The 15,337-nt window shown below is 36.5% G+C and carries 14 protein-coding genes, 1 tRNA gene and 1 other annotated feature; of the genes, 12 read left to right on the forward strand and 3 right to left on the reverse strand.

Going from position 1 to position 15,337, the window contains the following annotated elements; genetic code table 11:
- Nucleotides 1-4: 4 nt before the first annotated feature.
- The 10 genes from IGJ46_RS01885 (at nt 5) to IGJ46_RS01930 (ending at nt 12,110) form a co-directional block, all read left to right on the forward strand.
- Entirely contained in the window at nt 5-142 is a 138-nt protein-coding gene (locus IGJ46_RS01885; RefSeq protein ID WP_002355364.1) for a hypothetical protein, read from the forward strand.
- Nucleotides 143-223: 81 nt separating this feature from the next.
- Nucleotides 224-297 (forward strand) — tRNA-Lys (locus IGJ46_RS01890).
- A 278-nt stretch (nt 298-575) separates the two neighbouring features.
- Nucleotides 576-1,451, forward strand: coding sequence for an aldo/keto reductase (locus IGJ46_RS01895; protein WP_002384874.1), 876 nt, complete (start codon nt 576-578; stop codon nt 1,449-1,451).
- Nucleotides 1,452-1,473: 22 nt separating this feature from the next.
- Nucleotides 1,474-1,956 carry a VOC family protein gene (locus IGJ46_RS01900; RefSeq protein WP_002355441.1) on the forward strand — a complete coding sequence of 161 codons (483 nt, stop codon included), beginning with the start codon at nt 1,474-1,476 and terminating at the stop codon, nt 1,954-1,956.
- A gap of 166 nt (nt 1,957-2,122) precedes the next feature.
- Nucleotides 2,123-3,568: a cardiolipin synthase gene (gene cls, locus IGJ46_RS01905; RefSeq protein WP_002361214.1), complete on the forward strand. Its 1,446-nt coding sequence runs from the start codon at nt 2,123-2,125 to the stop codon at nt 3,566-3,568.
- A 292-nt stretch (nt 3,569-3,860) separates the two neighbouring features.
- Nucleotides 3,861-4,075 (forward strand) — a binding site (T-box leader).
- A gap of 191 nt (nt 4,076-4,266) precedes the next feature.
- The gene (gene tyrS / locus IGJ46_RS01910; protein WP_002355444.1) at nt 4,267-5,523 is read left to right on the forward strand and encodes a tyrosine--tRNA ligase; all 1,257 of its coding nucleotides are present in this window, start codon (nt 4,267-4,269) and stop codon (nt 5,521-5,523) included.
- 298 nt (nt 5,524-5,821) lie between these two features.
- On the forward strand, nt 5,822-7,684 hold the full coding sequence (gene tdc, locus IGJ46_RS01915) for a tyrosine decarboxylase (protein WP_002355450.1): 1,863 nt from the start codon (nt 5,822-5,824) through the stop codon (nt 7,682-7,684).
- A 202-nt stretch (nt 7,685-7,886) separates the two neighbouring features.
- Nucleotides 7,887-9,305: a tyrosine-tyramine antiporter gene (tyrP, locus tag IGJ46_RS01920; RefSeq protein WP_002355453.1), complete on the forward strand. Its 1,419-nt coding sequence runs from the start codon at nt 7,887-7,889 to the stop codon at nt 9,303-9,305.
- 124 nt (nt 9,306-9,429) lie between these two features.
- Nucleotides 9,430-10,836: a Na+/H+ antiporter NhaC gene (gene nhaC / locus IGJ46_RS01925; RefSeq protein ID WP_002363118.1), complete on the forward strand. Its 1,407-nt coding sequence runs from the start codon at nt 9,430-9,432 to the stop codon at nt 10,834-10,836.
- A 356-nt stretch (nt 10,837-11,192) separates the two neighbouring features.
- Nucleotides 11,193-12,110 carry a hypothetical protein gene (locus tag IGJ46_RS01930; protein WP_002371451.1) on the forward strand — a complete coding sequence of 306 codons (918 nt, stop codon included), beginning with the start codon at nt 11,193-11,195 and terminating at the stop codon, nt 12,108-12,110.
- Nucleotides 12,111-12,160: 50 nt separating this feature from the next.
- Here the strand turns inward: IGJ46_RS01930 and IGJ46_RS01935 are convergent, their stop codons facing one another.
- The 3 genes from IGJ46_RS01935 to IGJ46_RS01945 form a co-directional block, all read right to left on the reverse strand.
- Nucleotides 12,161-12,610: a YehR family lipoprotein gene (locus IGJ46_RS01935; protein WP_010824390.1), complete on the reverse strand. Its 450-nt coding sequence runs from the start codon at nt 12,608-12,610 to the stop codon at nt 12,161-12,163.
- Between the two features lie 138 nt (nt 12,611-12,748).
- Nucleotides 12,749-13,255, reverse strand: coding sequence for a phosphatidylglycerophosphatase A family protein (locus IGJ46_RS01940; protein WP_010710809.1), 507 nt, complete (start codon nt 13,253-13,255; stop codon nt 12,749-12,751).
- Nucleotides 13,256-13,386: 131 nt separating this feature from the next.
- A complete protein-coding gene (locus IGJ46_RS01945; RefSeq protein ID WP_002370889.1) occupies nt 13,387-14,340 on the reverse strand; it encodes an L-lactate dehydrogenase in 954 nt (317 codons plus the stop codon).
- 167 nt (nt 14,341-14,507) lie between these two features.
- Here IGJ46_RS01945 and IGJ46_RS01950 point away from each other — a divergent pair, with 167 nt between their 5' ends.
- On the forward strand, nt 14,508-14,870 hold the full coding sequence (locus tag IGJ46_RS01950) for a DUF4809 family protein (RefSeq protein WP_002364850.1): 363 nt from the start codon (nt 14,508-14,510) through the stop codon (nt 14,868-14,870).
- A 15-nt stretch (nt 14,871-14,885) separates the two neighbouring features.
- The gene (locus tag IGJ46_RS01955; RefSeq protein WP_002370887.1) at nt 14,886-15,296 is read left to right on the forward strand and encodes a DUF4809 family protein; all 411 of its coding nucleotides are present in this window, start codon (nt 14,886-14,888) and stop codon (nt 15,294-15,296) included.
- Nucleotides 15,297-15,337 lie beyond the last annotated feature (41 nt).

The following is a 15,337-nucleotide window of genomic DNA, read 5'->3' on the forward strand; positions in this document are numbered from 1 at the left end:
ACGGATGGCAACAATTATTTTATCCATTTTAATTTTTGGAACAGCAGGAATCATCACCTATCGACGAATCAAAAAAGGGGAAAGTTGTGAAGATTGTCAAACAGCTTGTCCTGTAAAAAAAGAACAATCTTCACAAGAATAACAACTGAAAAAAATTCCCTCTTGTATAAATAATAGCGGAGTGCTACAATATTGAGGTAGCTGAAAAGCCATTTTATACAACGGGGGCATAGCTCAGTTGGTTAGAGCATCTGACTCTTAATCAGAGGGTCTAGGGTTCGAATCCCTATGCCCCCATTGGGTGCCAAACCCACGAGAACGGTATTCTGTCGGCGTCTTAGGACGTTTCGAAGACGGAGTACGCGTTCTCTTTTTTTATCTAAAATGTTGAGTGTCGGGAGAGATATACTCATTAAATCGTTTAAAGAATGATTTGCTTAAAAGAAAGAAAAAGCACGTTATATAAAAAAGTCAAAAAATTTTTCAGGCTAAAAAAACGAATTTACCAAAAAGCGCACTTTTTGGTTCCTGTGAAACGAAAAAGTACGTACTATACAGCATGTACGGCACGGTATATGATGATATCAGAAAACGTTAAAGGAGCGAATCAAATGATTACATCACTAGCAGATACAGTAACATTAAACAACGGCACTAAAATTCCAGGAATGGGTCTCGGGGTATTCCAAATACCAGATGAAGAGACAGCAAAAGTGGTCGAAGAAGGGATTATCAATGGTTATCGTTTAATCGATACAGCGCAAATCTATGGCAATGAATCTGGCACAGGAGCGGGAATTAAAGCAGGCTTAGCGGCAACTGGTTTGAACCGTGAGGACTTATTTGTTACTTCGAAAGTTTGGAACGCACATATTTCCTATGATGAAACAATTCAAGCTTTCAATGATAGTTTGGAACGTTTAGGTTTAGATTATTTAGATTTGTATTTAATTCATTGGCCAGGAAATAATTCTTACAAAGAATCATGGCAAGCTTTAGAAACTTTATACGCCGAAGGAAAAGTGAAAGCAATTGGTGTCAGCAACTTCCAAGTTCATCATTTAGAAGATTTACTTTCTTATGCAAAAGTTGTTCCGGTAATTAACCAAGTGGAACTACATCCAAAATTGGATCAAAAAGAAGTGCGTGATTTCTGTGAAAAACATGATATCAAAGTCCAAGCTTGGTCACCATTGATGCAAGGTCAATTATTATCGAACGAAACCATTTTGGCGATTGCTGAGAACCATAATAAATCAGCAGCCCAAGTGATTTTACGTTGGGATATTCAACAAGATATCTTATTAGCGGTGAAATCTGTCCACAAAGAACGGATGATTAGCAATGCAGCGGTCTTTGATTTTGAACTAAGTGCAGAAGAAATGGCACAAATTAACCAATTGAATGAATCGTTACGTGTGGGACCAGATCCAGACACGTTTGATTTCTAAAAATTAACTAGGAGGAGATACAATGAGTGAAGCAGTTAAAGGTTTTTCAGTAGTCAACCACGTGGGGATTACAGTCAGTAATTTGGATGAATCAGTGAAGTTTTATGAAGCATTAACAGGAACAAAAATCGCAAATCGTGATGAAATTGGTGGAAAACGGATGGCCCAAACACAAGGGTTAGATGATACATTAATCAAGTATGCCAATGTGCATCTAGAAAACATCAATATTGATTTATTAGAATATGTTAAACCAAAATCAGAAAAAGCTTCTTATTCCAACGAACAAATTAGTGCAATGCATATGTGTTTCGAAGTGGAAGATATTGATGCAGCTGTTGCACGTTTAAGAGCGATTGGCGTAGAACCTGATGGAGAGCCGATTACATTCCAAGAAGAAGATGGCTTGAAGAGCGGTTTTGGTACAGGGGTTGCTTACTTTACCGATCCAGATGGTACAAATTTAGAATTGATTGCTCCTAAAGGTCCATTTACACGAAATTAAGTTAAAAGACTTTCAAACAAACATCAAAAAGACCCCCTCATTCTAGTTACTGGTACTAGAATGAGGGGGTCTTTTTATTTTTTGAGACAGAAGCAGCTAAAGAAAAGATATTCCAAATCCGTAATTGATGGTATACTAAAACGTAACAAATAAAGGAGGAAGACAATTGATTCTTAGCGTCTTAACAGTTATTTATTTTATTAATGCAATTATTGCGGGAATTACCATTTTGTTAAAACCTCGAGATGTAGCAGCAATTTGGGCATGGCTACTCGTACTGATTGCTCTACCCGTTTTTGGTTTTTTCTTATATTTATTCTTTGGTCGCGGTTTAACCGACAAAAAGAAATTTTATTTGCAACAAAGTGATTTGCGGGAATTAGAGAATTTTCAGAATTTCCAAGAAGAAAGTTTTGAACTTTATAGTCAAAAGATGCCGACGGAGGAGCAACAACAGTTTACAGACTTTTTTTCCTCGTTAAATAGGATGCCTCTGACTAAGAAAAATGATGTTGAAATTTTTACGGATGGTACGGAAAAATTCAATGCGTTGATGGCGGATATAAAAAAAGCTCAGCACTCTATTCATATTGAATATTATGCCTTTGTAACGGATCATATCGGTACCAAAATTTTGAACTTATTAGAAGAAAAGGCGGCTGAAGGGGTTGAAGTGCGGTTGCTTTACGATGCCTTTGGCTCAAAGGGCACCAAGGTTCATCATTTGAATGAATTGAAAAAAAACGGCGGTTTTGTCCAAACATTTATTACTTCTCAAAAAGCACTTTTGAAGTTTCGTTTGAATTATCATGATCACCGGAAAATTGTTGTTATTGATGGGAAAGTAGGCTACATTGGCGGCTTTAATGTTGCCGATCAATATGCCGGAACGACTAAAAAGTTTGGCTATTGGCGGGATACACATTTACGGATTCAAGGGCCAGCAGCCTCATTACTGCAAATGCGTTTTTTAATGGATTGGAACGTCTCTTCCCCCGAGAAAAATCGTGTGGCGTATCAATTGGATTATTTCTTTAAACTTGAAGCATTGGTGCCAGAGGCAAATACATCCATTCAGATGATTGCCAGTGGTCCTAACAGTGACCGTGAACAAATTAAATTGGCCTTTATTAAATTGATTACTTCTGCCAAGAAAAGAGTCTGGATTCAAACGCCGTATTTAGTTCCTGATGATAGTGTCTTGGCTGCTTTAAAGGTTGCTGCGGCTTCAGGAGTAGATGTTAAAATTATGATTCCAGATAAGCCCGACCATCCGTTTATTTATCGAGCAACACAGTATTACGGCCGCTTATTGATGAAAGAAAATATTGAAATTTTAATTTATAACGGTGGTTTCTTACATGCGAAAACAATGATTATGGATGATGAAGTCTGCACAGTTGGTTCAGCCAATCAAGATATCCGAAGTTACAAATTAAACTTTGAAGCAAATGCTGTGTTATATGATAAAAAAATCATTGATCAATTAGAAGCAATTTTCTTAGAAGATCGAAAAAAATGTACAACAATGACTCCAGAAGTTGTTCGCGACATGTCAAAATGGTTGATTTTTAAACAACAAATTTCACGATTATTTTCACCAATTCTTTAAAACTGTTTTTCACAAAATGACGAACTTCTGATCCGAAGTTCGTCATTTTTCTTCGGGAATTTTATAAAAGTATAGAAAATCACAAAAAAAGTCAAAAAAATTTTAAAGAATATTTTTTAAATCTTTTCGTTATTTTTTTTATCTGTAGTTGCTGTTAAAACAAATAAATATTATTGTGAATTTGTTATTTTATTTTTGTAAAAAAGGGACATCTTTTATAAAAGTAAAAAAAATTAAGCAAAGAGTGTTGACAAAAAAAACGAAAAGGAATATGCTACATGTACAAGTTAAATACAAAGCAATGACAGAAAAGCAGTAGAGAAATAACCACTGTTACAGAAAGCTAGTGGCGCTGGAAACTAGTACACGTTATTTATCGAATTACATTCTTGAGCTTCTGCCTACAGGGCACGGGTAACAGCGTTATTTGTTAAGAGGTATATAGTATTTTAAATAAACTAAACTATGTATAAATTTGGGTGGTACCACGAGAAATTCGTCCCTAAGTCGTTTCGACGGCTTAGGGATTTTTTGTATTCTTTTTTTGAATACGTGGCAGACCAAAGAAAATTTCGTGAACCCGTGTATACATAGAAATAAACACGGGATATCGTGTAAAAACAAGTGTGTTAATCGTTTATTTCGTTAAATGAACGATTTCCTATAAAGAGATAATTATAAATATGGAGGGTGATAACATGAATATCATTGACGAGCTAGCATGGCGTGATGCAATCAATCAACAAACAAACGAAGAAGGACTAAGAGAACTTACAGAAAATACGAGCATTTCGCTATATTGCGGTGTCGATCCAACTGGAGATAGCATGCATATTGGACATTTAATTCCTTTTATGATGATGAAACGATTCCAATTAGCAGGTCATCACCCATACATTTTAATTGGTGGCGGAACTGGAACAATTGGTGACCCAAGTGGACGAACAACTGAACGTGTTTTACAAACGATGGAAGCTGTGCAACATAATGTGGACAGTCTTTCAAACCAAATGAAAAAATTATTTGGTAAAGATGCTGAGGTAACAATGGTGAACAACTACGATTGGTTATCAGAACTATCTTTATTAGATTTTTTAAGAGATTACGGGAAAAACTTTAATGTCAACACGATGTTGGCAAAAGACATTGTCGCTAGTCGTTTAGAAAGTGGCATTTCCTTTACAGAATTCACATACCAAATTCTTCAATCAATTGACTTTTACACATTGCATAAAAAACATAATATTCAATTGCAAATTGGTGGCGCTGATCAATGGGGCAATATCACTGCAGGATTAGATTTGATTCGTAAAAAAGAAGGACCAGAAGCCAAAGTTTTCGGGTTAACCATTCCTTTAATGCTAAAAGCAGATGGTACAAAATTTGGGAAAACAGCGGGTGGCGCTATCTGGTTAGATCCTAAGAAAACCTCACCATTTGAATTCTACCAATTCTGGTTAAACCAAGATGATCGTGATGTCATCAAATACTTGAAATTCTTTACTTTCTTAGATAAAGAAGAAATCGATGCGTTAGCTGAAAAAGTTGAAAAAGAACCAGGTAAACGTGAAGCACAAAGACGCTTAGCTGAAGAAGTGACACGATTTGTTCACGATGATGCAGCATTAGAAGAAGCGCAAAAAATTTCAGAAGCTCTTTTCTCAGGCAATATTAAAGACTTAACGATTGAGGAAATCGAGCAAGGGTTAGAACATGTGCCAACTGTTGAAATTACCAAAGATGCTAAAAACATCGTAGATTGGTTAGTTGACACAGAAATCGAACCATCAAAACGTCAAGCTCGCGAAGATGTGAGCGGAGGAGCTATAAGTATTAACGGTGACCGAGTTACCGATTTAGATTTTGCAGTCGATCCAACACAACATTTCGATGGAAAATTCGTTGTTGTACGGAAAGGGAAGAAAAATTACTTTTTAGCAAAAGTAATGGATTAGAAATTGATAATAATTTCACGAAGAGAAGACGTGTGATTATTTGATCAAAGTTAAAATTCTATTTCTCCTTACAGGTAGTGGTGAAACCGTTAATACACCTAATAAGAGTGGGATTGTACACACAATCCCACTCTTATTTTTTTATATAATGGTTCTGACAAGACACCTTGTGAAAAAATTATAAAATTAAAGAGCTATGATAACCATTGTTATTTTTCTTCTTTACACTTTAGCCGTTTGGGTGTAAGTTGTGAATGCAAAATCTAATTCATTAAAATTTGTAAGGAGGAATTTTCGTATGAAAAACGAAAAATTAGCAAAAGGCGAAATGAACCTTAATGCACTATTCATTGGGGACAAAGCCGAAAACGGACAATTATATAAAGACTTGTTGATCGACTTAGTAGATGAACATTTAGGATGGCGTCAAAACTACATGCCACAAGACATGCCAGTTATCTCTTCTCAAGAACGCACATCTGAAAGCTACGAAAAAACTGTCAACCATATGAAAGATGTATTGAATGAAATCTCTTCTCGCATGCGTACACATTCAGTTCCATGGCATACAGCAGGTAGATATTGGGGACATATGAACTCAGAAACATTAATGCCTTCTCTATTAGCTTATAACTTTGCAATGCTATGGAACGGGAACAACGTTGCCTATGAATCTTCTCCAGCAACTTCTCAAATGGAAGAAGAAGTAGGACATGAATTTGCTCACTTGATGAGCTACAAAAATGGTTGGGGACACATCGTTGCTGATGGTTCTTTAGCTAACTTAGAAGGCTTATGGTATGCCCGTAACATTAAATCATTACCATTTGCTATGAAAGAAGTAAAACCAGAATTAGTGGCTGGCAAATCAGATTGGGAACTATTGAACATGCCAACAAAAGAAATTATGGACTTATTAGAATCAGCTGAAGATGAAATTGATGAAATCAAAGCTCATTCAGCTCGTTCAGGTAAACATTTACAAGCAATCGGTAAATGGTTAGTCCCACAAACTAAACACTATTCTTGGTTAAAAGCTGCTGATATTATCGGTATCGGTTTAGATCAAGTTATCCCAGTACCAGTTGACCATAACTACCGTATGGATATCAACGAATTAGAAAAAATCGTTCGTGGCTTAGCAGAAGAACAAATTCCAGTGCTAGGTGTTGTCGGTGTAGTTGGTTCTACTGAAGAAGGTGCCGTTGACTCAATCGATAAAATTATTGCTTTACGCGATGAATTAATGAAAGACGGTATTTACTATTATGTACACGTTGATGCTGCTTATGGTGGTTATGGACGTGCCATCTTCTTAGACGAAGACAACAACTTCATCCCTTACGAAGATTTACAAGATGTTCACGAAGAATACGGTGTCTTCAAAGAGAAAAAAGAACACATTTCAAGAGAAGTGTATGATGCATATAAAGCAATCGAATTAGCAGAATCAGTAACAATTGACCCTCATAAAATGGGTTATATCCCTTATTCAGCTGGTGGTATCGTTATCCAAGATATCCGTATGCGCGACGTTATTTCTTACTTCGCAACTTACGTATTTGAAAAAGGTGCCGATATTCCTGCGTTACTAGGTGCTTATATCCTTGAAGGTTCAAAAGCTGGTGCAACAGCTGCTTCTGTATGGGCTGCACATCACGTTTTACCTTTAAACGTTGCAGGTTATGGTAAATTAATTGGTGCTTCAATTGAAGGATCACATCATTTCTATAACTTCTTGAATGATTTAACATTCAAAGTTGGCGACAAAGAAATCGAAGTCCACACATTAACTCATCCAGACTTCAACATGGTTGACTATGTGTTTAAAGAAAAAGGCAACGATGATTTAGTAGCAATGAACAAATTAAACCATGATGTATATGACTATGCATCATACGTTAAAGGAAATATTTACAACAACGAATTCATTACTTCACATACTGACTTTGCTATTCCAGATTATGGCAACAGCCCATTAAAATTTGTAAACAGCTTAGGATTTAGTGACGAAGAATGGAACCGTGCAGGTAAAGTAACTGTGTTACGTGCTGCTGTAATGACTCCATACATGAACGATAAAGAAGAATTTGATGTTTACGCTCCTAAGATTCAAGCTGCTTTACAAGAAAAATTAGAACAAATTTACGACGTAAAATAATTGAATCTTAAACGGAAAAAAGAAATGGTAACCGAATGAGGGAACGTTCGTCTGATTGATTTATTTAAGAGATAAATCAATCAGATGGCTAACCTCTTAACCAATTCTTTGTCTGGGTAAGAGGCAGTCGAATGACTGTTTTACTCAGCGTATAACAGTCATTCATGCTCCTTATCCAAAATCTTATAAGGAGTGTACAAAATTGGATAAACAACAAGTTAAAAAAATTGAATTAGGTACTTTTATCGGTTTAACAATGGCATTGTGTGCAACTGTACGTAGTATCCCAACACTTGCTGCTGTTGGTTGGACATTAATTTCTTACACAATTTTCGCGGTCTTATTCTTTGCTGGTCCAATCGCATTGATATCTGGTGAATTATCTACGATGCTTCCTCAAGAAGGTGGCCCTCAACTTTGGGTTAAAACTGCCTTAGGTAGCAAATGGGGTTTTGTTGTCGCTTGGTTACTATGGGTGCAAATGTTCCCAGGAATGGTAATGGTTGCTTCTACATTAGGCCCTTTGCTAGGTAATACATTTGGTAATGTTCATTTAGGTGAAAATCATTGGTTCGTATTAGGTTGTATCTTAGTGATTTACTGGATTATTACAATCTTGAACTTGAAATTTGATATGGCGAAAGTTGGCGGAAATATTGGTGTTTGGCTAGGTGTTTACATCCCAGTATTAGTTATGTTTGTTTTAGGTCTTCTTTCAATGATTAAAGTAGGCTTAACACCTGGCGGCTATTTAGGTGCCTTCTCTTGGTCAAAAGTTTTACCAAACTTAGAAAATATGGACACATTTAAATATCTAGCAGGGATTGCGTTTATCTTTGTTGGGATTGAAATGTCTTCTGTTTATATTCCTCGTTTGAAAGATGCAACAAAAAATTATACAAAAGGCGTTTTCATTTCATTAATTGGTTTAGTTTTATTAAACGTTATTAATGCAATGTTTGTTGCTAATATTGTTCCAAATGGCAAAATGGAATTGTCTAACATTACACAACCAATTTTGCTTTATTGTGACGTTTTAGGTTTACCAACAATTATTGGTAATATCTTTAGTTTCATGGTCTTCTTAGGTGTGTTATTACAATTATCTGCTTGGGTTACTGGACCATCAAAAACAATTATTCAAGTTGCTCGTGATGGCTTATTGCCACCAAAATTTGGTTTCCATCGCGAAAATAAATATGGCGTTTCTCGTAACGTTGTGTTAACACAATCTGTGGTTATCTCATTATTCGCTTTACTTTATGGGGTAATGGATGATGTCAACGCTGTATTCTTAACTTTAACAAATGCAACAACAATTATTTATAGTATTGTGTATGTATTGATTGCGATTTCCCTAATTAAATTACGTAAATCTCAACCAGATACACTACGTCCTTACCGAATTGGTAAAAAAGGTAATGGCTTAGCTTATTTAGTGGCAGCAATGTTAATTTTTAGTGTTATCATTGTTATTTTCGCCACATTAGGTACAACAACCGTGACTGATGCAGTCTTAGTTGCATTAATCACTATTGTCATGTTTGTGATTCCGTTAATCATTAATCGCTTTAAAAAAGCAAGTTGGGCAACGGAAGTAAAAGAAGATTTAGGTGAATAAAAAGGCCAGCAATTATTTTGCTGAGTGCCTCTTCATCTGATGACTATAGTAAATTGTCGTTTGGAAACTGAAGCAAGTTCGATTATTGCTTCAGTTTTCGCTTTCCATAAAAGGAGGTTTTCATATGAAATCAACGAAACCCACTGTTTCGTTCGCTGAAAGTTTAGGCATTTTGATTGCCTTGTTAGCGATTCTCGGGTACTTAATTATTGGTCAAAAATTAACCCCTCACATACCGATTCTTTTTGTATTCATGTTGTTGTTGCTTTATGGCAAATGGAAAGGATTTTCTTGGGATGAGATCCACGAAGGCATTGTGGAAGGGATTAAACCAGGGATCATTCCGATTATTATTTTCTTGTTGATAGGTGTCTTAGTTGCTACTTGGATATTGTCTGGGACGATTCCAACAATTATGGTCTATGGTTTTAAAATTATCTCAGTGAAGTTCTTCTTACCAACCGTTTTTGTGGTCTGTGCACTAGTTGGTGTGACGGTAGGGAGCTCCTTTACGACTGTTTCAACTATGGGGATTGCCTTTCTAGGTATTGGACATATTCTTGGATTCGACAATGCGATGACAGCTGGTGCAGTTGTTTCAGGTGCCTTTTTAGGGAACAACATTTCACCGTTATCTGATACAACAAACTTAGCTGCTGGAATTGGTGGCGTGAACCTTTTTGAACATATACTAAACATGATGTACACTGTTATTCCGGCGTTTATTATTTCGATTGTCGGCTATATCTTCTTGGGGCATCAATCTGGTTCAGCGGATTTACAATCGGTTGATGCAATGGTCCAAACGTTACATCAAGGATTCTGGATTTCACCGATTACATTGTTGCCAGTAGCGGTTTTATTCTTATTCGCTTGGAAAAAGGTACCAGCTATTCCAACGTTATTAGTCGGCTCTACAGTGGCGGTCATCTTAGCTTTTATAAATGATCATCACCTAAGTTTAGCGAAAGTTTCTACCATTTTAATGAGTGGTTATGTGGCAGATACAGGGGATCAAAGTATTGATACACTTTTATCTCGTGGTGGGATTGAAAGCATGTTAGGTTCTGCTGCGTTGATTATTTTGGCATTAGGTTTGGGCGGCTTGTTGATTAAGTTTAACATCGTGGCTACTTTAATTGATAAAATTAAAGGCTATGTGAATAATCCAGCCAAATTAATCGCTTTAACTGCTTTAAGTTCTGTGGGAATTAACTTACTAGTTGGCGAACAATATTTGTCAATTATTTTACCAGGGGAAACATTTAAATCCTCATTTACTCGTTTAGGTATTGATAAAAAATATTTAACTCGTACTTTGGCAGATGCTGGGGCGGCAGTCAACTCGTTAATTCCTTGGGGAGTTAGTGGTACCTTCATTATGGGAACGTTAAAAGTTGGTGCACTAGAATACTTACCATATGCCTTTTTCCCATTGCTTTGTCCCATTATCACCGTTATTTTGGGGATATTCTTAAAAAAACAACAAGGGGAAAACAAAAAAGCACCAGGGACTAACGTTGAATTGTGAGTTTTTTCAGATAATTAAACAATTGGTTACGATTGAACCTCAGTGTATCTACTGATTGGTTCAATCGTTTTTTCGTCACAGATTTTTTACAATTCTTCATATAATCTTTGAAGCTCCTTAAAGGCAATTTAATTATTCTAAGTTATGATACAAAGGATCAATCAAATAGGTGGATGAACGTGGTGTTAAACTCATAGAGACTAACAGTAGTTTATTCTTGCTCAATGTTGAGGTGTAGGTTCGAATCCTACCGTCCACTTTCTGTTATTTAAACCAACTTAGAACGAAACACAAACAAGTGACGGATACACATGATTAAGGTACAATAAGGGTAGGGAAAACAAGGAGGAATTCTTATGAAAAAGATAGGGCTTATTTCTAGTGCTTTTCTTTTAACCCTTGCTTTAGCAGCATGCGGCGGCGGAAAAAGTACAGAAAATACGGATAGTCGTTCCAGTGCTGCGGAAAGTACCACAGTCGAGAGTACAAAAGCATCTGCTACAAAAGAATCAAGTAGCAAAGCAACAACAAAATCTAGTGATGCGAAACCGTCAGGAACAACAACAGCTGATTCGAAAGCAACAGCTTCTTCTACGAAGGAAGCGGCAAATAATGGCTCAGCAGAGAAGCAATCACCAGCGAAAAATGCGAATCCAGATGACCAAGCCAACCAAGTGCTTAACCAGCTAGCAAACATGTTTCCTGGTCAAGGCTTACCGCAGGCAATTTTAACGAGTCAAACGAATAACTTTTTAACTGCAGCGACAACATCACAAGCGGATCAAAACAATTTCCGTGTTTTATATTATGCAGAAAAAGAAGCGATTCCAGTGAATGATGCACGTGTCAATCAGTTAACGCCAATTAGTTCTTTTGAGAAAAAAACATATGGCTCTGATGCCGAAGCAAAAAATGCAGTGAACCAAATCATTGACAATGGCGGTCAGCCAGTAGATTTAGGTTACAATATTACTGGGTATAAACAAGGGGCGGCAGGTTCTAGTTACTTATCTTGGCAAGAAGGCAATTGGAGTTTAGTCGTACGGGCCTCAAATATCAATGGTGAATCGCCTGATGATTTAGCGAAAAATGTTGTCAACATTTTGGAACAAGAAACATTACCAGCACCGAATACCGTTGGTCAAATCACACTGAACGTGGCAGGAACCACTGACTATAATCGCAACTCAGTAGTTTGGCAAGCCGGTACAGTCGTTTACTCTGTCCATCATTTTGACCCAATTCAAGCAGTGAAGATGGCAACATCAATGTAATTAATAAAAAGAAAGCGTGCGACAATGCCATTGTCGCACGCTTTCTTTTATTATTTTTGTTCTGTATAACCTTGTGACTCCACCAATTCTTGGCTTTTCTTCATGCTGATTCCCTTAGAAGAATCTCCATCAATCTGGAGACCATCCACTTTTTTGGCTTTATCATAATCAAGTTTTTCATAATTAATCGTCAATTTTTCGATGGCTTGTTTGTCCTCATAGGTCAGTTTGTAATCAAGCCCTTTGATGTCCTCATATTGTTTAGAAACGGGTTCCAACGCTGTTTTTGCCTCTTCTTTTGTAATCCCCAATTTGTCATAAGAAACAATGTTTTTAGCCGTTTGCGTTAAGACTTTATCTCCTTGGTACGTATAGGTTAAGGTGGAATCAATCCCATCTTGTGGCGAACCTACAAAGGTTTTTGTCTCTATTTTTGAACCGCAACTTGCAAGAAAGAATACCCCAATAAAAATTAAAAATACGCGTAAAAACTTTTTCATTTCTAGATAACCTCCTTTAGCTGTTTATTCTTGACTGTAACATAACACGGCAAATAATTACTGTTAAGTAGAAAGCTTGTGAGAAGTCCAGCAAATAAAAAACTTGCCTCTTCTCATAAAAATGAAGAGGCAAGTTTTTTATTTAGTAATATCACTTAAATCTGGTTGTGAGTGGGCCAACCGACTGGCAGCCGCAGCCGCAATTGCGCCCACGATATCATCCAAGAATGTGTGGACATGTTCGCCATCATGCGCATTTAACTCTTTTAAAATGCCTGGTTTTACCTTGTCGATATACCCATAGTTCGTAAAACCGATAGATCCATAAACATTTACAATGGAGAGCGCCATAATTTCATCAATGCCATAAAGCCCTTCATCTTCCGTTAAAATTTCTTGTAACGGTGAGAGTAGCTTGTTTTCTTCTGCCAGAATATCCAGTTGGACACCTGTAATAATCGCGTTGTGTACTTCACGCTTTGTTAACACTGCATCAATACTTTCTAAACAAGTATCTAATGTTAAATTATCAATATAATCTTTTTGTAAAAATAACACAAGTTCAGCTAAATCATTCATTGTTACGCCACGTTCTTGCAATAAACGACGTGCGCTATTTTCTAACGTATCTCCTTGGATTACCATTTTTTGTCCTCCTAATTTCTGCTTTAGTTGAAGTTCTTCTTTCATGGTACCAAAAAGAACGATAAAGGGGAATTAGAATCTATTTTGGTAGAGAATAATTTAGTTGAAGTGTTATTTTTAGTTAAAAATTACTAAGCGTTCGGTTGTAACGATGACATCACTTGTTTTAATTGTGTCACTGATTTTTGGAAGAGTTCTTTTTCAGCAGCATTCAGATTCAATTCAATAATGTCAGTAACACCTTGATTGCCAACGACTGCAGGAATCCCTGTAAATACATCTTGTTGCCCATATTGCCCATCTAAGTAAGCTGAGACAGGTAAAATGGCTTGTTCATTATTTAAAATGGCTTTAACAATGCGTGCAGTACTCATACCAATCCCATAATAGGTCGCTTGTTTGCGATCGATAATTTCATAAGCTGTATTTTTCACTTTATCAGAAATGATTGGTAAATCGTCACTAGTTAAGCGCTCTGTCGTATCCACAATTTCTAAAATAGGTTTGGTACCAATCATGGTATGAGACCAGACAGCCACTTCAGAATCCCCGTGTTCGCCAATAATATAGCCGTGAACATTGCGTGGATCAATCGCTAAACGTTGAGACAGTTCTTTGCGGAAACGAGTTGTGTCCAAAGTTGTACCAGTTCCAATTACTCTTGAAACAGGTAAACCAGAAGCTTGCCAAGCCACATAAGTCAGTACATCGACAGGATTTGAGGCAATCACTAAAATTCCATCAAAACCAGATTTCATGATATTGTTAACAATTGTTTTCATAATTTCTGCATTGATTGAAACCAAATCTAGACGACTTTGCCCAGGTTTTTGATTAGCGCCAGCTGTAATCACGACGATATCGGCATCTTGGCAGTCTTGATAGTCGCCAGCCCAGACGTTTACATTTTCTTGACCCCAAGACACACCATCTAATAAGTCAATTGCTTCGCCTTCAGATTTGGCTTTGTCAATATCAACTAAGATTAATTCATTCGCAATCCCTTGGTTGATCATGGAATAGGCAATACTTGTGCCAACAAAACCAGTACCAATAATTGCGACTTTTTTGTTAAATACTTTCATCGTTCATCTCTTCTTTCTGTAATATTTCTTTCTTAGTGAATTATATCACGAACTTTTTAGGTGTGGTTATAGCAATCTGTAATAGTCTTTATTAACAATTTAAATAAGGGAAGCGTGCTTTTTTTGTTATGATAAGAGTAGGAAAATAGAGAAGATAAGGAGGCAAAATGACAACGACAACAGTGTATTATGCAAGCAATAATGAAAAACAGCCGAACCGTTTTCAACTAGTTATCGGTAGCTGTAGCTATGAACTTCCAAAAATAGAAATCTACGAAATTCTGGAATGTATCGCTTTAGCATATGGCTATCAAAAAGAACCATTCATTGAAGAACAAACAGAATGTTTTGTTAAAGGCAACCGTTGTATACATGTTTCCCAACAAGCGACGACGTTGACTTTTGTTGTGAATGATCTGCGTTTAGTAATGGAAAAACAATGCCGAAATCACGAAGAAGTCTTTCAAGAAGTCAATCATATTTTATTGAATATTTTTGAGGAGACCCCTTGTGTTTTTCTCGAAAAGTAGGAAAGAAGGATTAAGATGAAACAGGTGAAAATAACAACTACCTCAGACTTGATTAATGGCGGCTGCAATGCCTGTCCGAATGTGAAGTGTACGAATTATCTTGTTCATGTAGAAGATGAAACAATTGCGTTAGAAACGCTAACCGTTGCAGATTTAGTAACTTTATTAGCACTCAAAGAAGGGTTTCGTCAAAAATTAGTTATGGAAATGTTCGAAGAATATACGATGTTTGAAAGGGAAACTCATCAAGTTGTATTCAAGGAAGAGGAAACGAGAATTCTTTTTCAATCAAAAAAACAGACCATTCAAAGCACTCTTTTGTCTAAAGAACCACAACAAGTGTTCCAAGAAACCCAGCAAATTTTACACCAACTATTTGAGTTAGAACCTTTTGAATTTGAATTGGTAGAGGAAACTGATGAATAAAAAACAGGAAAACGATTTAGCGAAAGCTAAGTCGTTCTCCT

The organism is Enterococcus sp. AZ120, assembly GCF_050546165.1.
GTDB lineage: Bacteria > Bacillota > Bacilli > Lactobacillales > Enterococcaceae > Enterococcus > Enterococcus faecalis.